A 20943-nucleotide genomic window follows, 5' to 3' on the forward strand; every position below is an offset into this window, starting at 1 on the left:
TTAAAAAAGAACACTGCATTTGTTTACAAAAATGTAAAAGGTCAAAACAACTTCAGTACAGATCCTACAGCAAATACAGTTTTGATCACAAATTCTTCAATGTCACAAATTTTTAATAAATAATAATAATACACCTATTTGGAATGCCAAATATTTTTAATAACTAGCAGTATGAAAACTCAAAACATTGGTAAATTGAAAAAGAATAGTGTATTTGTTTATAAAAATATTAAATCTCAAAATAGCTTTAGCACTGATCCAACGGCGAATACGGTTTTAATAACTAATTCTTCAATGTCACAAATCTTCAACAAGTAGTTTAACTTCTTCCAGATTTTAATAAACTACTCTGTATATAGGCGAAAAAAGCTTCTTTATAGCCTTCCCCAATCTGAATCATTTCGTTATTTACCAATCTAATAATATTGCCATCTACTTTCTTAATGGCTGCTTTAGCAACGATATTTGATTTATTTACGCGAATAAATGCGTGATTCTCTAAAGCCTTTTCAATTTCTTTTAAAGTAAGATAAGTTGTGTTGGTTTCGGTTTTTGTAATTATCTGAATGTAATTCTGCAAAGCCCTGATATATAAAATATCATCAATTAAAATATTCGAGAAAGCATATTTATGGTCGCCTTTAATGTACAAAGCTGCAACCTGGTCGGCTTCCTTCATCGCATTTTTAGCATTATTTGCTTCCTTTTTCAAAATTCTATCTATCCCTAAGGCAAACTTTGCAAATGAAATTGGTTTCAGCAGATACTGGTCTGATTGAACATCAAATGCCTGTAACGCATAATCAGGATGAGCTGTGGTAAAAATAAGGTATTTTGCTTTTTCTCTAATGTTTTTGGCAAGTTCCAATCCGTTAATTCCTGGCATATCTATATCCATAAATAACAAATCAATCTCATCTCCAACACTAATTTCTGTTAGGGCTTGCACAGGGCTTGTGAAGGTTTTAAACACAGTTAGCCCGGGCATCTCAGCTATATGGTCAGTTAATACCTCAATAGCATGTTGTTCATCGTCAATAACAACGCATTTTAAATTCATGATGTGTACTAAGTGTGTTTGGTATGATTTGAATGCAAGTTAGCTAAAAAAGAAATTCTTTTTTATCATCAGCTGAAAAAAAAACTTTTTCGGATTTGACATTTGCTAAAACGGTTTTTATGTAATAATCTGGCATGTTGATGTAAAAAATGCAACAACTAAAAGCTATTTTTTTATATTTATAACTGTTTGCCAAAAACAAGTAATTGAAGAGAGCAGGATTATAATCAATAATGTTCTTTCAATTATAAAATCATCTACCTACCCATGGTTTGTGTAGCCTGTAAATTAAGCTTAACAGGCCATACATACTTGGGTAAATTAGAAAGTTTAAGGTAATTATAATTTAAATTAGGTTAGAAAAATATATTCATTACCCGTAGGAATACAGTAAACACACACATTTACCAAAAAAATACTATCATGGAACTTAAAGACGAAATCGGGCAATTTGCCGTAAGAATTAAGAAAATGCTTCCTCAAGTTCAGTCTGAAGATTTGACAAGAAATGCTTTAGTTATGCCATTCATTCAGATTTTAGGATATGATGTTTTTAATCCGTCGGAAGTACAATCTGAAGCTGTTATAGATTTTGGAATTAAAAAAAGTAAAAAGGTTGATTACACTATAATGAAAGATGGCGAACCGGCCATACTTGTTGAGTGCAAGCACCACGAAGATAGTCTAGACATTAATGACTCTCGTCTATCGAAGTATTTTAGGAAAACCAAAGCTAAATATGGCTTGTTGACAAATGGCTTAGAGTATCGTTTTTACACAGAAAAGATTTTAAGAAGTAAGAAAAACCAGGAACCACTTTTTGTTTTTAATATTAAAGATACCAAAGCGGCTACAATTGCTAAAATGTTAGAAGAACATAAAGACTATTTTAATGTTAAAGAGAACATTGCTAGTTAAATTACTTAGCTGATATAAAAAAAGTCCCGATGCGAATCGGGACTTTTCTTTTTAAAGGAATCTGATAAAACGTATCCTTAAATCATTTCAACACTTCTGCTTACAAAGGCAGTTAGTTCTGCTCCGGTAAGCATTCCTTGAGCAAGCAGGGCTAAATCTATAGCTTGCTTTGCCAAATCACTTTGCTCTTGTCCTTCTGCTTTTAAAATTTTGCTAACCAATTTGTGGTTTCCATTTATGGCAACTTTATAGTTATCAGGCATTTGACCGTAGAAATTCATACCTCCGCCCATTGCAGCCATTTCTTTCATCCTACGCATAAATTCATCCATAGTTATGGTAACTGGCAATTCCTCAGGATGTAAAGCAACAACTTCTACCTGCATGCCTGGTTTTGTAATGGCTTTCTCGAAAATTGTAGTTACTTCCTTAACCTGGTCTTCATTTAAAACATGCTCATTAACTTCATCTTTCTCAATTAATTTATCAGCAACGCTCGAATCAACACGTTTTATAGATGTTTTTTCTAGTTTCTGCTCCAATTGATTAATAAAGTGATTATCGATTGGCGAATCTAAAACCAAAACATCATAATCTTTTTTATTTGCCGATTGAATGAATGCATCTTGTTTTGAAGCATCATTGGTGTACAAATAAACTACCGATTCGTTTTTATCTGTTTGTAGTGGCGAAACTTTTTCTTTGTATTCCGGTAAAGTAAAAAGCTCATTCTTAGTATTTCCAACTAATGCGAAATCTTTTGCTTTATCGTAAAATTTATCTTCACTAATCATTCCGTATTTAACGAACATGCCAATGTCTTTCCATTTATCTTCGTACGATTTACGGTCTTTAACAAAAAGTTCGCCTAATTTATCGGCTACTTTTTTAGTAATGTAGCTGTTAATTTTCTTAACGTTGCTATCAGCTTGTAAGAAACTTCTCGAAACATTTAATGGTATATCAGGCGAATCAATAACGCCGTGTAGCAACATCAAAAATTCTGGAACGATATCTTTCACTTCATCCGTTATAAAAACCTGACGAGAGTATAATTTTATCTTGTTGCGTTGCATTTCAAAGTCGTTTTTCAACTTAGGGAAATACAATACACCAGTTAAGTTAAACGGATAATCAACGTTTAAATGAATCCAAAATAATGGTTCTTCACTAAAAGGATATAATTCGCGGTAAAAACTTAAATAGTCTTCATCCGATAACTCTGAAGGTGCTTTAGCCCATATTGGATTTGTGGTGTTAATAATATTATCAACCTCAACATCTTGATATTTGGTTTTGCCCTCCTCATCTATGCCATCTTCTATAGATTCGGTTTTTGTTCCAAATTTAATCGGAACAGGTAAAAACTTTGCGTATTTGTTTAAAATTTCTTGCAGTTTAGATTCTTCCAAAAACTCTTCAGAATCTTTATTAACATGTAAAATTATATCGGTTCCACGAGTAGTTTTAGTGCCTTCGGTAATTTCGAATTCTGTACTACCATCACAAATCCAGCGAGCTGGTTCGGCACCGTCCTGATACGATAAGGTTTGAATTTCTACCAAATCCGAAACCATAAAGGCAGAATAAAAACCTAAACCAAATTTACCGATGATTTCATTGGCATCTTTAGCATCTTTAAATTTTTCTACAAATTCGCTTGCGCCAGAAAATGCAACTTGGTTAATATATTTCTTAATTTCTTCGGCTGTCATACCCAATCCATTATCGCTAATGGTAATGGTTTTTGCTTCTTTATCTACAGCCACCTGAACCAAAGGTTCACCGATTTCTCCGTTAAACTGACCCAATGAACCCAGTCTTTTAATTTTCTGAACTGCATCTACAGCGTTAGAAACCAACTCACGAAGAAAAATCTCGTTATCAGAGTATAAAAACTTTTTAATTATCGGGAAGATATTTTCGGTATGTATCGAAATATTTCCTTTTTCTTGTATGCTCATATTTGTAAATAATTGTTTAATCTACAATTGCATATCAAGGGCTGTTCCAAATCATTTTATTTGCCAAAATGACAGAAATGAGTTGGTTTTTACTTTAATGATTGCTGATGAATAAGTTTGCAATTCTTAATCTTGAGCATTGCATTCTATAAAATGATTTTAAAATATTTTGGAAAGCAAAACCTGTTTTTCAATTAGTGTTAGTCCCACATTACGCTATAGCTCCGATAGAAAAAATAGGAGCTGCCGCTGCAATTGGGTTTATTAAATTTAAGCCTGCGCTAATACCGTAGTATGGTCGTCATTGCGAGGCACGAAGCAATCTCGTAACATAAGTTTAGCTGCTTAGATTGCTTCGTGCCTTGCAATGACGTGAGTGTGATGAATAAGTTTACCTTTCTTAATCTTGAGAATTGCATTCATTAAAATGATTTTTAAAATAGTTTGGAAAGCAAAACCTGTTTTTCAATTAATGTTAGTCCCACTTTACGCTATAGCCCCGATAGAAAAAATCGTGGGCTGCCGCTGCAATTGGGTTTATTAAATTAAGCCTGTGCTAATAGCTTGATATGGTCGTCTTTGCGAGGCACGAAGCAATCTCGTAACATAAGTTTAGCTGCTTAGATTGCTTCGTGCCTCGCAATGACGTGAGTGTGAGAAATAGGTTAACCATTTTTTATCTTGAAAATTGCGTTCAATATAAATGATTTTTAAAATATTTTGGAAAGCAAAACCTGTTTTTCAATTAATGTTAGTCCCACTTTACGCTATAGCCCCGATAGAAAAAATCGAGGGCTGCCGCTACAATTGGGTTTATTAAATTTAAGCCTGTGCGAATGGTTTAATGTGCTCGTCATTGCGAGGCACGAAGCAATCTTATAATATTTAAGGTCTGGTTGCGTAAATTAGTGCTTAGATTGCTTCGTGCCTCGCAATGACGTGAGTGTAAGTAATTAAATAAAAAAAGCCAAAAAACATTAATGTCTTTTGGCTCCCTACTATGTTTTAATATTAATTAATTCATCAAGTAAGTTTCATCTTGCTCCAAAGAAAGTATTTTACTAATCTTCTTCATCAATACATCCATTTGAAATGGTTTGGATAGAAAATCTACCTGACCATAATTTAGTGTAGCAAAATCTTTCGGGTCATATAATCCAGAAATTAACAATATAGGTATTTGTGAAGTACTTTCGATTGATTTTAGTTGTTCGCACAAAACACGACCATCAATATGTCCTAAAGAAATATCAAGTAATATTAAATCCGGATTAAAACTTTCTATACGATTGAAAACATCTTCTCCATTATTTAACGCCGAAACTTTGAATCCGCCTATTTCAAGTATTAATTGAATGGTTTCTAAAACCTCAATATCATCATCAACTACCAGTATTCTCTTCATATCCTATAAGCACATTATTTACTTTGTAATTATAACAAAATGATTAATATTTAGTTTATATCTTTTTAATAAATATTTATTGTTAAACAACAGTTCGCAATGTAAACGAAGCTAGCAAACTACCACGAACGGCTTAATTAGCGCAATTATTCTATTAATAAAATGGGCCTTTTTATACTGACTGTTTTACTATACCTTCTTTTTGCAGAATAAAATTGTATAAGTCTTGAATTGGCTTTTGCAGAATCTTTCCAACAGTTATTCCATTTTCTTCTAGCACAGTTTTTAGTATATCTTGGTAATAATATGCAATAGAACCAACAAAATGGCATGGAACACTCTTATAGTTTGGATAATCCTTAACATTAGTATCAACAAATTCCTGAAAGCCTTTCTTCAATATGTCATGAACAAAAGGGTGTTCTCTGTTATTGGCTAAAAAGCGACTAAACCCGGCTAGATAAATATTTGGAAATGGTTTTTGGTAAACATTAGTTATTATCTGTTCTTTTTCTGCAGGGAAGGTTTTTTTAAATTCTACTTCCAATTCTACCGGCATTCTTTTGTATAAATAGCTTAATAAAACTTTTTTACCAAAAAACGTTCCTGAGCCTTCATCGCCCAAAACATAGCCCAAACCGTGGTGCCCTTCATGTATTTTCTTGCCATCAAAATAGCAAATGTTAGAACCTGTACCTAAAATACAATTTAAGCCTTCTGTATCTCCGCAGGTTGCATAAACAGAACCAAGCAAATCATGTTCTACTGAAATAAAAGCATTTGTAAATACCGTCGATAATCCATTAGAAACTACTTCATGCTTATCTGGCGATGAACAACCAGCACCAAAAAAGTAAATTTCCTTTACATCTTTTGCTAGTGGCGCTATAACTTCATTCTTTAAAATTATGCGACTAATGTCTTGCTCATTTAAAAAATAGGGGTTAATTCCTTGAGTATCAAATCTAATGGTTTCACCATTTAAATAACCCATCCAATCGGTTTTTGATGAGCCACTATCTGCAACGAGTATCATAGCAATAAATATAAAAATTAATTGGATAAGTTAATATTGCCGCTAATTTCTTTTAGCGTTATCTCTGCAAGTTTTGCTTGATATTGCATTTCAATAAATCTATTTTGCGCATCAATCGAATTTCGCTGTGCTTCTCTTAATTCTAACGGTGCAATACTTCCAAGGCGATATTTTGCCAAGGTGATATCAAGATTTTCTTTTGCAATATCTACATTTCTTTGCTCTAACTTAACCAAATCTAAATATGTGCTATAATTTTGATAAGCGGTAAGCAATTGTGTACTCACATCAAGTTTAGCTTTATCGAGATTAAGGGTAGAGTTTTCGATATCTATCTTTGCGTTTCGTTCGTTTTGCCGCTGTAAAAACCCATTAAATAGATTTAAACTGGCTGTTAAACCATAAGTAAATCCGTTTGCTGCAAATTTTTGATTAAAGCCTGTAGGGCTTGTGCTATTCGTTCGGCTGTAGCCTGAGTTTAAACTTACAACGGGATATCTGGCACCTTTTATTGCCTTTAAATTTAATGCTGCTACCTTTTGGTTTATAAAAGCATTCTGCACATTTGGGTTTTGTTTAGCAGATAATTCTGCCAATTCGCTGTAAACTAGAGATTGATCGGTATCAATATTATTATCAACAGAAAAGGTAAGATTTACATTGCGAACCATTAATTGATTTAAACGCACTTTAGCAACTTGTAGCGCATTTTTTTGCTGTAAATAGTTGGATGTATCAGTATTATAATCTACCTGTGCGGTTAAAACATCTAACTTAGAACCGCGTCCTAATTGTAATTTTGTCTTCGCAATTTTTTCTCTGAAAACAGAAATATCTATTGCACTATCTGCTGCAATTACCAATTTTTGCTGTCTGGCCACATCGTAATACGCCGTTATCACATCAGAAACTGTAGTTAAAATAGCCAAGCGAGAATTTATTTCACCTTGTTTTTGAAGCTCCTTTAATCTATCGTAATTGGCAAACATGGTAAAGCCATCAAAAATAGTCCAGTTTAAATCTGCTCCAATATCATTGTTTGTACTTCTTGCACCTGTAATTACTCTGTCTGGTCCTGTAGCAGGTGTTTGTCGGGTGTTTTGTAAACTACCACCATTTGAATATGTTGCAGCAAGATTTGGTAGCATGCCGGCATTGCCAATATTTGCATTGTTTTTGGCTATGGCGATATTATTCTTACTAATTTTTATATCGTAATTATTTTGCATTGCAATGGTTATGGCTTCTTGTAGAGTCAACTTTTCTTGCGCCTTTACAGCGAAAGATAACATGCTCAAAAGCAATACAAACAGTTTAAATTTTTTAATCATTTTATTTATTTTGCTCCTTCTAAAGCTTCATGCTCAAAGCGTTCTGCTTCTTTTAAATCTTTATTTGGTTTGTATGGTTTTGCCCAGTATGAGTAAATTGCTGGGATAACAAATAAGGTTAAAATTAATGAAAACATAGTACCACCAACAATAACGGTACCCATACTCATTCTACTTTTTGCTGCCGCACCTAAGGCTAATGCAATGGGCAATGCACCAATTGCAATGGCTAAACTGGTCATTAAAATTGGGCGCAAACGCGATACAGATGCTTCGCGGATGGATTCGGGAATAGGCACACCTTTTTCTTTTAATTGGTTGGCAAATTCTACAATCAAAATACCGTTTTTCGTTACCAAGCCAATAAGCATAATGGTACCAATCTGGCTAAAAATATTCCAGCTTTGGCCACATAACCAGAGGGATAAAAATGCTCCGGCAACCGCCATGGGAACGGTTAAGATAATTATAATTGGGTCTTTAAAGCTTTCAAACTGAGCAGAAAGGATTAAATAAACCAGCAACAATGCTAAACCGAATGCAAAGAATGTATTGGATGAACTCTCTTTAAAATCTCGTGATTCGCCACTTAAATCTGTAGAGAAGCTTTCATCTAACACCTTTTTAGCAATGGCATCCATGGCATCAATGCCTTCGCCAATACTTTTGCCTGGTGCTAAACCAGCAGAAACGGTAGCCGATATAAAACGGTTGTTTCGGTATAGTTGCGGTGGACTACTTTCTTCTTTTGCTGTTACAACATTATCTAATTGTACTAAAGTTCCGTTATCGCTTCTTACATATACCGAACTCAAATCCAAAGGATCTTTTCTATCGGTTCTATCAAACTGCCCAATAACCTGGTACTGTTTTCCATTCATAAAGAAATATGAAAACCTTTGACCACTTAGACCTAGATTTAATGTTTGTGCAATTGCAGAAATGGAGACACCCAGATTTTTAGCTTTATCTCTATCAATCGATAAATTAATTTCGGGTTTGTTAAATTTCAAATTTACATCAGAAACGGTAAAAGTGGGGTTTTTGCTAACCTCATCCATAAATAATGGAACTTTCTCTCTAAGTTTTTCGAAATTTTGCGCCTGTATAATATAACTGATTGGTAAACCACCACGGCGACCAACTGAAATTGTGGGTTGCTGATTTACAATCGTTTTACCTTCGCTGTATTTTTTGGTAATTTTAGTAAGCATGTCGGCAATCTCTTTTTGAGATCGTTCTCTATCCTCTGGATTTACCAAACCCATACGAACAAAACCGGAGTTGGTAGAACCTGCACCGCCAAAACCAGGTGAAGTGATGGTAATGTTTACGTTTTTCTCCGGAACAGAATCAATTACCATTTGGTTTATCTTCATGATAAACTTATCCGTATAGGTAAATGACGAACCTTCTGGTGTGGTAACATTTATATTTATAGCACTTCTATCATCATAAGGAGCAGTTTCTTTTGGTAACACTTTCCAAAATAAGAAAATCATGCCCATACAAACCAAAATAATGGGGATAGAAAGCCATCTTCTATCCAAAAACTTATTCAGGTTAGATTCGTAAGAATTATTTAATTTAATGAAGTATGGCTCTGTCCAATTGTAAAATTTAGATGGCTTGTGCCCGCCTTTTTTCATTAAATAGGCATTTAACATTGGTGTTAATGTTAGCGATACAAAAGCTGAAACCAGCACCGCAGCACCAATCACAACCCCAAACTCTCTAAACAATCGCCCAACAAAACCTTGTAAAAATATTACTGGCAAAAATACCGCGGCTAGAGTAATTGAAATTGAAATTACGGCGAAGAAAATTTCGTTAGAACCTTTAATTGCAGCTTCAAATGGCGACATGCCTTCTTCTACCTTCTTAAATATGTTTTCTGTAACAACGATACCATCATCCACAACTAATCCTGTAGCCAAAACAATTGCTAGTAAACTCAGTACGTTTATGGAGAAACCAAAAGCATACATGATAAAAAAGGTGAAAACTAATGATACCGGAATATCAATTAGTGGTCTAAAAGCAATTCCCCAATCTCTAAAGAACAGATAGATAATAAGAATTACCAGTACCAATGATAAACCGATGGTTTCGGCAACTTCGGTTACTGAACGCTTAATAAATAATGTGGTATCTAGCGCAACTTTTAGCTTTATATCTTGTGGTATATCTGCTTTTAGCTTATCAAAACGCTTGTAAAATTCATTGCTTATATCTAAATAATTTGCACCTGGTTGAGGGATAATTGCTACTGCAACCATTGGTCTGCCCGATTCGCGTAAAATTGTTTCTTCGTTCTCAGGCCCTAAAACGGCATAACCAACATCCTTTAATTTTATAACCTGATTGCTATCGGTTTTTAAAATCAGGTTATTAAATTGTGTTTCGTTAGTAAGTTTTCCTAATGTTTTAACCGTTAATTCGGTTGTAGCGCCGGTAATTTTGCCTGATGGTAACTCCACATTTTCATTGTCCAATGCGGTTACAATGTCTTGAGATGTTAATCCGTAAGCGCTTAACTTATTTGGGTCCATCCAAATGCGCATGGCATATTTCCGCTGACCTTGAATTTGCACACTACTCACACCCGGAATGGTTTGGATTCTGTCTGCAATTACGTTTTCTGCAAAATCACTCAGCTCTAATGTATTTCTTTTATCACTTTGAATGGTCATTGATAAAATCGCATCCGAATTTGCATCTGCCTTGCTTACAATCGGCAAACCATCAATATCTCTAGGCAATGTTCTTGCTGCCTGCGAAACCTTATCACGAACATCGTTGGTAGCCTCTTCAATATTCTTATCTAAGTTAAATTCTACTGTTATATTACTCGTTCCCTGGTTACTCGATGAAGAAATATTTCTTATACCATCAATTGAGTTAATGGATTTCTCTAAAGGCTCTGTAATCTGCGATTCGATAATATCAGAGTTTGCACCAGGATAAGATGTTCTTACCGATACAACTGTTGGGTCGATAGATGGATATTCTCGAACGCCAAGAAAATTATAGCCAATTATCCCAAAAAGGACAATCAGCAGGTTCATAACTATGGCAAGAACCGGTCTTTTTATACTCGTGGTTGAGATACTCATAATTACTGTTTAACCAAATTAACTTTAACCGGAGCGTCTTTTTTCAATGCCATAGAACCTGTTGTTAAAACGGTATCACCAACTTTTAATCCCGAAGTGATTACAATGCGATCGTCAGTTCGTGTGCCAGCTTCTACTTTAACCTCTTGCGCCTTGCCATCTTTTAGGATGTAAACGATTTTACCTTTCAAAACTGGTATTACCGCTTCATTAGGGATTAGTATAGCATTTTCTAATGTGTTTAAAGCTAATTTTATTTTAGCAAAAGACCCTGGCAAAAGCATATTATTTGCATTAGGCGCTTGGGCCCTAATTTGAAGTGTTCTAGTTGCTGCATTTATACCTGGCTCAATTGCATAAACTTTACCGGTATTTTGTTTTGATGAACCATCGGTGGTAAATGTAATTTCTGAACCTAATGTTATCTGACCAGCATATTTTTCGGGTACCGAAAATGTAATTTTAACCGGATTTGTACTTACCAGATTTGCAATAACTGTAGCAGGCGTTAAATACGTTCCCGATGAAATGCTGCGTAAACCAATTCTGCCACTAAAAGGTGCACGAATGGTAGTTTTAGCCAATTGAGCTCTTATTAAATTGGTTTGCGATTGAAAAGATTTTAAATCAGCAAGCGAAGTATCATACTCTTCCTGACTGATAGCGCCTTTGGCCAATAACTGTTTGGCTCTGCTTTCGTTAGTGCCAGAAAGTTTTTGTTTGGTTAACGCATCTTGCAACTGTGCCTGGATATCTCTATCGTTAACTTTTACTAAAACAGCACCTTTAGAAACCGAGGTTCCTTCTTTAAAGAATATTCCGGTTACCAAACCAGAAACTTCGCTTTTTAAAACCACAGATTCATTTGCTTCAATTGCACCAGTAACTTCTAAATCAGTATCAAATTTAGATGGCTTTACAATTATACCTTCTACCGTCATCGCAGGTGCAGCCTTGCCATCTTTACCACCTTTGCCTGCGCTAGCTGCAGCACCACCTTTACCCTCTAATTTATTGTTTGCATTAATTCGATAATAAATGAGATAGGCCAACCCTAAAGCCAAAACAATGTAAATAATATATCTTTTTTTCATTTGTATGTATGTAGTCTTTCCCTTTTGTAATTAAAAAACACGTAGGAGTAGGCTGTAAAAATATTCAATTAGTTTAAGCATCAATTTGTTGTATTAAGGATGTTACTAAATTGGTTTTTATATGATTCGATATCGTATCAATTAGATCAACTTTTAATTCTACCAGATAAGTGTACAATCAACAATAAAATGTTCAGAAATAAATATGAAAATTAGCAAATCACAATTATTTTACACCTCAAATTATTTTTTCATACTAAAACATCATCAATAAATATAAATTTGTGGCAAAACACAATTTATATGTTTATTAAAAAGTCAATTTTAAGTTTAGTTGTTTTACTAACGAGTATTATGGCAGCGAAGGCGCAGGTAAAAATAGGTTTGGAGGTTTCCTTTAAAGAGCCTCAGGCGCATTATGCCGAAGTACAAATGAACATTTCTGGCTTAGCTAAAGATTATGTTGATCTTAAAATGCCGGTTTGGACACTAGGTTCTTACCTGATTCGTGAATTTGAAAAAAGTGTAGAAGGCTTTACAGCATCAGCTTCGGGCAAAGCGTTAAAGGTAGAAAAAGTTAGAAAAAATATCTGGAGGGTTTTCTCGGCTAAAGCAAACGATATAAAAATTAATTATCGGGTTTATGCTTTCGAAATTTCAGTTAGAACAGCTTTTATCGATGAATCTCATGCATTTCTATCTCCAACAGGCATTTTTATGCACCCGGCTGGGATGATAAAATCGCCAAGTACCGTTAAAATTATTCCTTTTAATACTTGGAGTAAGGTTTCTACGGGCTTACCGATTGTTGCTGGCGAAACGTTTACGTACAAAGCAAGTGATTTTGATGTATTATATGATAGTCCGATTGAAGTAGGTAACCAGGATACATTCGAATTTATGGCTTCGGGAGTTCGCCATGAAGTTGCTATGTATGGCGGCGGCAATTACGATAAGGAAAAACTTAAAGTAGATATGGCCAAAATTGTAGAACAGGAAACTGCAGTTTATGGCGAAAATCCAAATAAATACTATTTGTTTATTGTGCATAATTTCGCTCGTGGTGGCGGTGGTTTAGAGCATTTAAACTCTACAACTTTAGGCGCAAGCAGAAATGCTTATAGCACAGAGGCTGGTTACAAAGGCTTTTTAGGTTTAGTTGCTCACGAATACCATCACTTATGGAACGTAAAACGGTTACGTCCTGTAGCCTTAGGTCCGTTTGATTATGATAACGAAAACTACACCACTAATCTTTGGGTTGCTGAAGGATTTACATCATATTATGAAAATAAATACATTTTAAGAGCAGGTTTTGACGATCCCAATGGCTTTGTAAATGCTCTTGCTGGTGGAATTGCAACCGTTTTAAACACTCCCGGAGCTAAAGTTCAGTCGGCTGCAGCTTCTAGTTATGATGCGTGGATTATTGGTTATCGCCCTAATGAAAACTCGAAAAATAATTCTATATCCTACTATAATAAAGGTGAGGTAATAGGTATTTTAATGGATTTGGAAATTATTAATGCTACCAAAGGTGCAAAGAGTTTAGATGATGTAATGAAAGCCATGTATTTACAATGCAAAACCCTTAAACGTGGTTATACTGATGCTGAATTTAAAGCAATGGTTGAGAAAATATCAGGTATAAGTTTTACAAATTTCTGGGCAAAATATGTAAATGGAGTAGATGATGCAGAATACGTTAAATATTTTAGTTACGCTGGTGTAAATGTATCTACAGAAAACGCAACACCTGATAAGCCTGTAACTGGAGCATCTGGGCAATTAGTTAATGATGGAATTACCGTTACTTCTACAACAAGAAATTCAGCTGCATGGGATGCTGGTTTAAACGTTAATGATGTCATTTTATCGCTTGATGATACCACAGTTGGCGATGCTTTAAGTACCATTAAATTACGTTCGCCGATGGTTTCGTTAGAATCTTTACCAATTGTTGCTAAAAAGAAAATTGGCGATGTATTAAAATTAAAAGTAAAACGCGACGGAATTGAAAAGGAAATTTCTTTAACATTAAAAGCAAATCCAAGTGTTCGATTGAAAGCCACTATTGATGAAAATGCATCTGCTGCACAAAAAACAGTGCTTAAAAAGTGGATGGGTATTTAACAAGTATCACAACTTATATAAACAAAAAAATTCCGCTGAAAATATTTTCAGCGGAATTTTTTTATGATTAATGCTATTAGTTAGAAAGTATATCTAAATCCTAAACCGAATCTACCAGCGTTAAAGTCGCTATCATTACTTCCAACATAAAGTCTTGGTCTCCAATCTAAAGCTAAAGCTAAAGGTGCACCACTAAATTTATAATCTAAACCAGCCATTGGTACAATATAAAAGCTAGAACCTCCATCGTATAATTGAATTGATGGACCACCACCAGCATAAAAATCTAAGCCTGCAGCACCTTTAATTGGTGTGTTGTATTGTAAAAATGCTTGAATAATTGTAGAATTTCCTCCGAATAAAACCTCAGCTTGTACTGCACCTTTACGGCTAAAGTGATGTCTTAATGATGGACCAACCAATGTTGCACCATCGCCAAAATCTAATCCTAAACCAACACCGGTTTTGTAATTCTGAGCTTTAACTTCAGTCGTAGTTAAGGCAAATAAGGCTGCACAGCCAAAAAGAGTAAAGAATAATTTTTTCATAATCTAAATGTTTTATGTTTTTAAAAGTATTATCAGCCTATCAACTTTAATGCCGATTATGTTTTGTAGGTAAAAATGTAAGTTGATAAAAACAATGCTTGCATAGTAATTTTGTAATTGCTAAGTTTATTAAAATATTTTTATCCAATACATTTTTTTTAATAATGAGGATGGAAACTTTTACTGAATATTAATATAAAGGTGATGCATCTTTATGTTTGATTTTTTAACTTAACCAAATATTATAATTATATGGCTGCAGCAATTACCCGGGTTTTCGATCTTTTAAAGCATAGTCTTGAAGAACCTCAAAAAGAGTTTATCAGCGGTAAAATAAAAGGTAAGTGGTTTAATTACAGCACTGTAGATTTTTGTAGTACTGTAGATAGCATTAGTCGCGGTTTAATAAAAATTGGAATAGGCAAAGGCGGACGTGTTGCGGTAATGTCTCATAATCGCCCTGAATGGAATATGGCCGATTTCGCAGCAAACCAATTGGGGGCTTATCAAATTCCCCTTTACCCTACACTAGCCGACCACGACATACAATTTATCCTAAGAGACGCAGAAATTTCTGTAATTTTTGTTGCAGATGAAGAGTTATATAAAAAAGTAAAACCGAATGTTGATGCGGTAAATCCGGAGATAAAAATATACACTTTTGATGAAATTGCCGGAGCTAAAAGCTGGAAATCTTTAATAGATGATGGACAAGCAAATCAAAATATCTACCTTGATGAGTACCGAAGTAAAATAGAACCCGAAGATATTTTAACCATAATCTATACCTCGGGTACAACCGGTACGCCAAAGGGTGTTATGCTAACGCACCATAATTTGGTTGCAAATTTTACAAACTCATCTGTAGTAATGCCAGAGGGAGTGAAAAAAGGGCTTAGCTTTTTGCCACTATCTCATATTTTCGAACGGATGATTATTTATCTATACCTGTATAACCGAACTGCTGTTTACTACGCAGAAAGTATGGAAACCATTGTGGCCGATATCCAACAGGTAAAACCAAATGCTTTTTCTACCGTTCCACGTTTGCTCGAAAAAGTGTACGATAAAATAATGGAAAAGGGTAAGGCATTAAAGGGAGTAAAAAAGGGAATTTTCTTTTGGTCGGTTGCTTTGGCCGAAAAGTACACAACTAATGCAAGTGCGTGGTATAATTTTCAATTGAAGATTGCTCGAAAATTAGTTTTTAAAAAATGGCAAGAGGCGCTCGGTGGCGAAATTATTGTTATAGTATCTGGTGGTGCAGCGCTTAACCCACGTTTAGCAAGAATTTTTTGGGCTGCTGGAATGCCTGTTTTTGAAGGTTATGGCTTAACAGAAACCTCTCCCGTAATTACAGTAAATCACTTTGGTGGCACCATGTTCGGTTCGGTTGGGGAAGTTATTAAAGGTGTTGAGGTTAAAATTGCTCAAGATGGGGAAGTCTTAACCCGAGGGCATCAGGTTATGAAAGGTTATTATAATCGCCCGGATTTAACTGCAGAAGCAATAGATAGTGATGGCTGGTTTTATACAGCTGATATTGGTGAATTGGTAAATGGTCGTTTCTTACGTATTACCGACCGGAAAAAGGAAATGTTTAAGACAGCAGGCGGTAAATACATTGCTCCACAAATGCTCGAGAATAAGTATAAAGAATCTATTTTTATTGAACAGATAATGGTTCTGGGTGAAAATAAAAAGTTTCCATCCGCGTTAATTGTTCCTAATTTTGAAACGCTTAAAACCTGGGCAGCAAAAAAGGGTATTGAATGTACTAGCAACCAGGAGATTATTAAAAACGAGCAGGTTTTAGTAAAATATAATGAGGTTATAGAGGCCCTAAGTGTAGGTTTTGGTAAGTGGGAGCAAGTGAAAAGATTTGCATTATTACCCAAAGAATGGAGCATTGATGGAGGGGAACTTACGCCAAAATTAAGTTTAAAACGTAAAGTAATTACTGAAAAAAACAGTAGTATAATTGAAAAAATTTATAAAGATGCAGAAGACTATAAAGCACCCAATTAATACATTCTTATTAGGCTACACTTTAGCCATAGTATTATTATCAGGTTGTGTTACCGGTCAGTTAGGTAAAAATAATAGTGGCGAATTTAAAAACGGGATGGTGGTTTCCGCACATCCTGAAGCATCGGAAGTTGGTGTAGAAATTTTAAAAAAAGGTGGTAACGCAGTTGATGCAGCAGTTGCCGTTCAATTTGCATTAGCAGTGGTTTACCCAAATGCAGGAAATATTGGTGGCGGGGGTTTTATGGTTTATCGTTCATCAAAAGGAGAAACCAATACGTTAGATTTTAGAGAGAAAGCAGCTGCATCGGCAAGCAGAGATATGTATTTAGATTCTGTTGGAAATCCTGTCATTACTAAAAGTTTGTATGGCCAATTGGCTGTTGGTGTACCAGGAACCGTTGATGGCATGGTTGAAGCCCACAAAAAATATGGCAAATTAAGTTGGTCTGAAGTGGTTCAGCCTGCTATTGATTTAGCCCAGAACGGCTTCAAGATTACCAAAAGACAATCGTCTGAATTGAATGGTTTGCACAGAGATTTTATGAAATATAATCCCAAAGGTTCGGCTTTTATAAATTTAGAAAGTACCTGGAAGGAAAATGATTTGTTAGTACAAAACGAGCTGGCAAATACTTTAAAGCTAGTTCAAAAGAATGGAAGAGCTGGCTTTTACGAAGGCGCAGTAGCAGATTCTATAGTAGCAGAAATGCAAAGCGGCAAAGGATTAATTTCGAAAACAGATTTGCAGAACTATCATTCTGTATGGCGCACACCTATAACAGGAATGTATCGTGATTATAAAATTATTACCATGCCACCTACATCGAGCGGCGGAATTGCCTTAGTTCAATTATTACAATCCGTTGAGCCTTATCCATTAAAAAGATGGGGACATAACTCCGATTCTACTGTTCAATTAATAGTTGAAGCCGAGAGAAGAGTTTATGCCGATAGAGCTAAACATTTAGGTGATCCGGACTTTTATTCAGTTCCTAAAAATGAACTTTTGGCAGCCTCTTATAATAAAAGTAGAATGGCAACATTTAATTGGGTAGCTGCAACTCCAAGCTCATCAGTACTTGCAGGTAACGTAAAAGGGAAAGAACATGAAGAAACCACTCATTTTTCTATTGTTGATAGAGAAGGAAATGCCGTGTGTATTACCACCACTTTAAATGGTTCTTATGGCTCTTTGGTTGCGGTTAAAGGCGGTGGTTTCCTTCTAAACAATGAAATGGATGATTTTTCTGTAAAGCCAGGTTCGCCAAATATGTACGGGTTAGTAGGTGGTGAGGCAAATGCCATTGCGCCAAATAAGCGAATGTTAAGCTCAATGACCCCAACAATTGTAGAAAAAGATGGGAAGTTGTTCGCAGTTGTAGGCACTCCCGGAGGCTCTACAATCATAACGTCTGTTTTTCAAACCATCTTAAATGTTATAGATTTTGATATGCCGATGCAATCTGCAGTTGCGGCAAAGAAATTCCACCACCAATGGTTACCTGATGAAGTTTATGTGGAAAAGGATGCGCTGGATAGCTTAACTACTGAAAAACTGAGGGTTAAGGGTTATAAAATTGTGCCTCGTGGAGCTATTGGAAGGGTGGATGCCATTTTACGAACCAAATGGGGAACTTATCAGGGTGGTGCTGATCCTCGTGGAGATGATAAGGCGATAGGATATTAATGTTTATATGTGAGAAAATATTTTCAAGAATCGCTGTTTTTGGTATAATGATTGTTACAAGCACGACAACGCTTGTTAACGTTAAACTTAAAAAACATGAAATCAAATTTATTTAAATCTTTACCGGTAGTTTTAGCCGGATTATTCGCTGGTACTGCAGCGATGGCTCAGGAACCTGTTGCTTCAACATCTCAATTCAGAACATGGTCTATTGGTGTTAATGCAGGTGCTCTTACTCCACTTTCACCACTAGGTGGCAAAAATGACTTCAGTAACAATAAAACAAGTTTTGGTTACGGCTTATACATTAAAAAACAATTTACCAATTATTTCTCTCTTCGTTTAGATGGAGTTAGAGGTAAATTAAAAGGTGACAATACCGAAGCTTACGAAAGTGGTTTTGTAAACAATTCACCAGTTCGTTCATTTGATACTCAGTTAGAATATTCAGGTACTTTAAGTGCTGCTGTGAATATGTTTAACATCGACATGTTTAAAAAAGAAAATGCTTTACAACTTTATGCTTCTGCTGGTGCTGGTTTAGCTGGTTACAAACCAACTGTCACAACTGCTGCAGGTACAAGTTTATATGCTGGCGATAAAACAATTAAAGAATTAATTATTCCTGTAGGTTTAGGCGCTAAATTCAAAATTTCTGATGCTGTTAACTTTGATTTAGGTTGGACAATCAACTTTGTTGATGGTGATAACTTAGATGGTTACTACAGAGGTGGAAATGACAAATATAACTATGCATATGCTGGTTTAGAATTTGCAATTGGTAAAGGAAAACAATTAGCTTTCCATAACCCGGTTGCTGCAACTTATGATGAAGCATTAGCAGCTAAAAACACTGCAAATGCATTAAAATCTGATCTAGACGCTCAAAAAGCTGAAAATGCTAGATTACGTTCAGACTTAAACAACTTATTAGCTGATGCTGATGGTGATGGTGTTGCTGATAAATTAGATAAATGTCCAGGTACACCTTCTGGTGTTGTGGTTGATGGTGCTGGTTGTCCGTTAAAAGTTCCTGCTCCACAAGTTACTGAGAAAGTTATCGTTACTGAAGCTGACCGTGCTGTTGTTAAAGATGCAATTAAAAACTTAGAATTTGATTTAGGTAAAGCTACAATCCGTTCTAAATCTTATGCATCATTAAACAGAGTTGCTGCTTTATTAGTAGAGAAAAACTTTAGCTTAAAATTAGCTGGTCATACAGATAATACAGGTTCAAAAGCTTTAAACTTACGTTTATCGAAAGAAAGAGCAGAATCAGTAAAAGCTTACTTAGTTTCTCAAGGTGCTAATGCATCTCGTATCGAAGCTACAGGTTACGGAATGGGTCAGCCAATTGCAACTAACAAAACTGCAGCTGGTCGTCAACAAAACCGTCGTGTAGAATTTACAATTTACTAGTCGATTTTAAATAAATACTTAAAGGCTCCCGATGCAAATCGGGAGCTTTTTTTATTTTAACATTTGTCAATTGGGTAAATCGGTTTTTAAATTTTACCAATATGGTATTCTACATAATTCTACATTCACCTTTACTTCAGAGATTTAATAACTTCTTTAATGTTATTTAAATCACTCATCTCAAATGAAGGATTTTGAAAGTAAAACCGCTGGTAAATTATTCTATCATCCTTACTATCATAAACACTTATAATCTTATCGAAGGTGCGTTGTGTATAAACTAAATACTTTATTGCAGCATTTTCATTTAATACCAAGCTATCAAGTTCCGCAGTGGAGATAAATTTAAGTTTATAATTATATGGCTCTTGGATTATAGCAGGTTCATCTAATTTTGGTTTCCGAGCTGAGAAAATCTCCCTAACATACTCAGGAACGTAAAGCGTTTGTTTCGCTAAATCAGGAAGACGGACTTTGTTGTAAAACTGGTAATCTAAAGAGCGGCTTTGTTTTAATATTAATCCATCATTTATTTGTTTTAAATACCCCGCCAAAAAACCTGGGGACCAATTCACAAATCTAGAATTGTTATAAAGTGTATTCAACAATTTTGCTTTCAATGATCTTCTACCACTCGCCTTCATCCCTTGTTCTTTAACTATTAAATTGGTGTATACATCAGCAAATAAGGTTACATAAGCCAAAACATCTTCATTCTTCTCTTTAATTTGCTTGCCGGGTGTAACAAGCTTCAATCCATATACAACATTTGTGTTGGTTATCGTATCGGCCTTTTCCAGAAATGCATCAAAATAAAAAAAAGAATAGTTCTTTAGTGTATCATACTTTGCTAAATCTTCAGGCTTAATTATTTTGTAAGGGGTTATCGTCCAAGTTTTTTTTATTACTTCTTCAAATTTTTCTTTTTGTGCGTAATCCGAATATTGTAGCGTAAATAAAGTTGTAGTTTTTTTAAAGGTTTCAAGTTTATCGCTTGCACCAGTCTCTTCCCCAAAATAAGATACTTGTGCTTTAATGGCACTGCTTAACAAAATCAAAAAGGTAATAATCAGGGATAATTTATAGTGTTTCATAGGTGGTTGTTGTGTTATTCAATATTAAGAATCTTTTAACAAAATTCTTCATTTTACTATTGCATTAACAAAATACATTTATTAGCTTTGTTATGCAAGCATAATAA

At 34.9% G+C, this 20943-nt stretch carries 14 protein-coding genes; 5 read left to right on the forward strand and 9 right to left on the reverse strand.

Annotated elements, in window-relative coordinates; genetic code table 11:
- Window positions 1-319: 319 nt before the first annotated feature.
- On the reverse strand, window positions 320-1060 hold the full coding sequence (locus tag ACFOWA_RS09985) for a LytR/AlgR family response regulator transcription factor (RefSeq protein WP_188411456.1): 741 nt from the start codon (window positions 1058-1060) through the stop codon (window positions 320-322).
- Window positions 1061-1483: 423 nt separating this feature from the next.
- Between ACFOWA_RS09985 and ACFOWA_RS09990 the strand changes: the two genes are divergently transcribed.
- A complete protein-coding gene (locus ACFOWA_RS09990) occupies window positions 1484-1978 on the forward strand; it encodes a type I restriction endonuclease (protein ID WP_378984689.1) in 495 nt (164 codons plus the stop codon).
- Between the two features lie 77 nt (window positions 1979-2055).
- Here the strand turns inward: ACFOWA_RS09990 and htpG are convergent, their stop codons facing one another.
- The 6 genes from htpG to ACFOWA_RS10020 form a co-directional block, all read right to left on the reverse strand.
- Window positions 2056-3942, reverse strand: a complete 1887-nt coding sequence (gene htpG / locus ACFOWA_RS09995) for a molecular chaperone HtpG (RefSeq protein WP_378984691.1) — start codon at window positions 3940-3942, stop codon at window positions 2056-2058.
- 1015 nt (window positions 3943-4957) lie between these two features.
- Entirely contained in the window at window positions 4958-5347 is a 390-nt protein-coding gene (locus ACFOWA_RS10000; protein ID WP_378984693.1) for a response regulator, read from the reverse strand.
- Window positions 5348-5519: 172 nt separating this feature from the next.
- Window positions 5520-6383 carry an N-acetylglucosamine kinase gene (locus ACFOWA_RS10005; RefSeq protein ID WP_378984695.1) on the reverse strand — a complete coding sequence of 288 codons (864 nt, stop codon included), beginning with the start codon at window positions 6381-6383 and terminating at the stop codon, window positions 5520-5522.
- A 17-nt stretch (window positions 6384-6400) separates the two neighbouring features.
- A complete protein-coding gene (locus tag ACFOWA_RS10010; RefSeq protein ID WP_378984697.1) occupies window positions 6401-7714 on the reverse strand; it encodes a TolC family protein in 1314 nt (437 codons plus the stop codon).
- 5 nt (window positions 7715-7719) lie between these two features.
- Window positions 7720-10830, reverse strand: a complete 3111-nt coding sequence (locus ACFOWA_RS10015; RefSeq protein ID WP_378984699.1) for an efflux RND transporter permease subunit — start codon at window positions 10828-10830, stop codon at window positions 7720-7722.
- A 2-nt stretch (window positions 10831-10832) separates the two neighbouring features.
- Window positions 10833-11924, reverse strand: a complete 1092-nt coding sequence (locus tag ACFOWA_RS10020; protein WP_378984701.1) for an efflux RND transporter periplasmic adaptor subunit — start codon at window positions 11922-11924, stop codon at window positions 10833-10835.
- A gap of 303 nt (window positions 11925-12227) precedes the next feature.
- Between ACFOWA_RS10020 and ACFOWA_RS10025 the strand changes: the two genes are divergently transcribed.
- A complete protein-coding gene (locus ACFOWA_RS10025) occupies window positions 12228-14057 on the forward strand; it encodes a M61 family metallopeptidase (RefSeq protein ID WP_378984703.1) in 1830 nt (609 codons plus the stop codon).
- Window positions 14058-14137: 80 nt separating this feature from the next.
- Here ACFOWA_RS10025 and ACFOWA_RS10030 read toward each other — a convergent pair whose 3' ends face one another.
- The gene (locus tag ACFOWA_RS10030; protein WP_378984705.1) at window positions 14138-14605 is read right to left on the reverse strand and encodes a hypothetical protein; all 468 of its coding nucleotides are present in this window, start codon (window positions 14603-14605) and stop codon (window positions 14138-14140) included.
- A 252-nt stretch (window positions 14606-14857) separates the two neighbouring features.
- Here ACFOWA_RS10030 and ACFOWA_RS10035 point away from each other — a divergent pair, with 252 nt between their 5' ends.
- From ACFOWA_RS10035 to ACFOWA_RS10045, 3 genes are all read left to right on the forward strand, one after another.
- Window positions 14858-16633 (forward strand): AMP-dependent synthetase/ligase, encoded by a 1776-nt coding sequence (locus ACFOWA_RS10035; RefSeq protein WP_378984707.1) that lies wholly within the window; start codon window positions 14858-14860, stop codon window positions 16631-16633.
- Entirely contained in the window at window positions 16605-18323 is a 1719-nt protein-coding gene (gene ggt / locus ACFOWA_RS10040) for a gamma-glutamyltransferase (RefSeq protein WP_378984709.1), read from the forward strand. Before ACFOWA_RS10035 ends, ggt begins: the two co-directional genes overlap by 29 nt.
- A 96-nt stretch (window positions 18324-18419) precedes the next feature.
- The gene (locus ACFOWA_RS10045) at window positions 18420-19742 is read left to right on the forward strand and encodes a DUF6089 family protein (protein ID WP_378984711.1); all 1323 of its coding nucleotides are present in this window, start codon (window positions 18420-18422) and stop codon (window positions 19740-19742) included.
- A 131-nt stretch (window positions 19743-19873) separates the two neighbouring features.
- On the opposite strand, the gene ACFOWA_RS10050 is transcribed toward ACFOWA_RS10045, so the two are convergent.
- Window positions 19874-20836 carry a hypothetical protein gene (locus ACFOWA_RS10050; RefSeq protein ID WP_378984713.1) on the reverse strand — a complete coding sequence of 321 codons (963 nt, stop codon included), beginning with the start codon at window positions 20834-20836 and terminating at the stop codon, window positions 19874-19876.
- Window positions 20837-20943 lie beyond the last annotated feature (107 nt).

The organism is Pedobacter lithocola, assembly GCF_042650845.1.
GTDB classification, from domain to species: Bacteria; Bacteroidota; Bacteroidia; order Sphingobacteriales; family Sphingobacteriaceae; genus Pedobacter; species Pedobacter lithocola.

Bases quoted from the DNA above. Each gene is read 5' to 3' on its own strand.
- ACFOWA_RS09985 (WP_188411456.1), bottom strand. From the start codon at position 1,060: ATGAATTTAAAATGCGTTGTTATTGACGATGAACAACATGCTATTGAG.
- ACFOWA_RS09990 (WP_378984689.1), top strand. From the start codon at position 1,484: ATGGAACTTAAAGACGAAATCGGGCAATTTGCCGTAAGAATTAAGAAA.
- htpG (WP_378984691.1), bottom strand. From the start codon at position 3,942: ATGAGCATACAAGAAAAAGGAAATATTTCGATACATACCGAAAATATC.
- ACFOWA_RS10000 (WP_378984693.1), bottom strand. From the start codon at position 5,347: ATGAAGAGAATACTGGTAGTTGATGATGATATTGAGGTTTTAGAAACC.
- ACFOWA_RS10005 (WP_378984695.1), bottom strand. From the start codon at position 6,383: ATGATACTCGTTGCAGATAGTGGCTCATCAAAAACCGATTGGATGGGT.
- ACFOWA_RS10010 (WP_378984697.1), bottom strand. From the start codon at position 7,714: ATGATTAAAAAATTTAAACTGTTTGTATTGCTTTTGAGCATGTTATCT.
- ACFOWA_RS10015 (WP_378984699.1), bottom strand. From the start codon at position 10,830: ATGAGTATCTCAACCACGAGTATAAAAAGACCGGTTCTTGCCATAGTT.
- ACFOWA_RS10020 (WP_378984701.1), bottom strand. From the start codon at position 11,924: ATGAAAAAAAGATATATTATTTACATTGTTTTGGCTTTAGGGTTGGCC.
- ACFOWA_RS10025 (WP_378984703.1), top strand. From the start codon at position 12,228: ATGTTTATTAAAAAGTCAATTTTAAGTTTAGTTGTTTTACTAACGAGT.
- ACFOWA_RS10030 (WP_378984705.1), bottom strand. From the start codon at position 14,605: ATGAAAAAATTATTCTTTACTCTTTTTGGCTGTGCAGCCTTATTTGCC.
- ACFOWA_RS10035 (WP_378984707.1), top strand. From the start codon at position 14,858: ATGGCTGCAGCAATTACCCGGGTTTTCGATCTTTTAAAGCATAGTCTT.
- ggt (WP_378984709.1), top strand. From the start codon at position 16,605: ATGCAGAAGACTATAAAGCACCCAATTAATACATTCTTATTAGGCTAC.
- ACFOWA_RS10045 (WP_378984711.1), top strand. From the start codon at position 18,420: ATGAAATCAAATTTATTTAAATCTTTACCGGTAGTTTTAGCCGGATTA.
- ACFOWA_RS10050 (WP_378984713.1), bottom strand. From the start codon at position 20,836: ATGAAACACTATAAATTATCCCTGATTATTACCTTTTTGATTTTGTTA.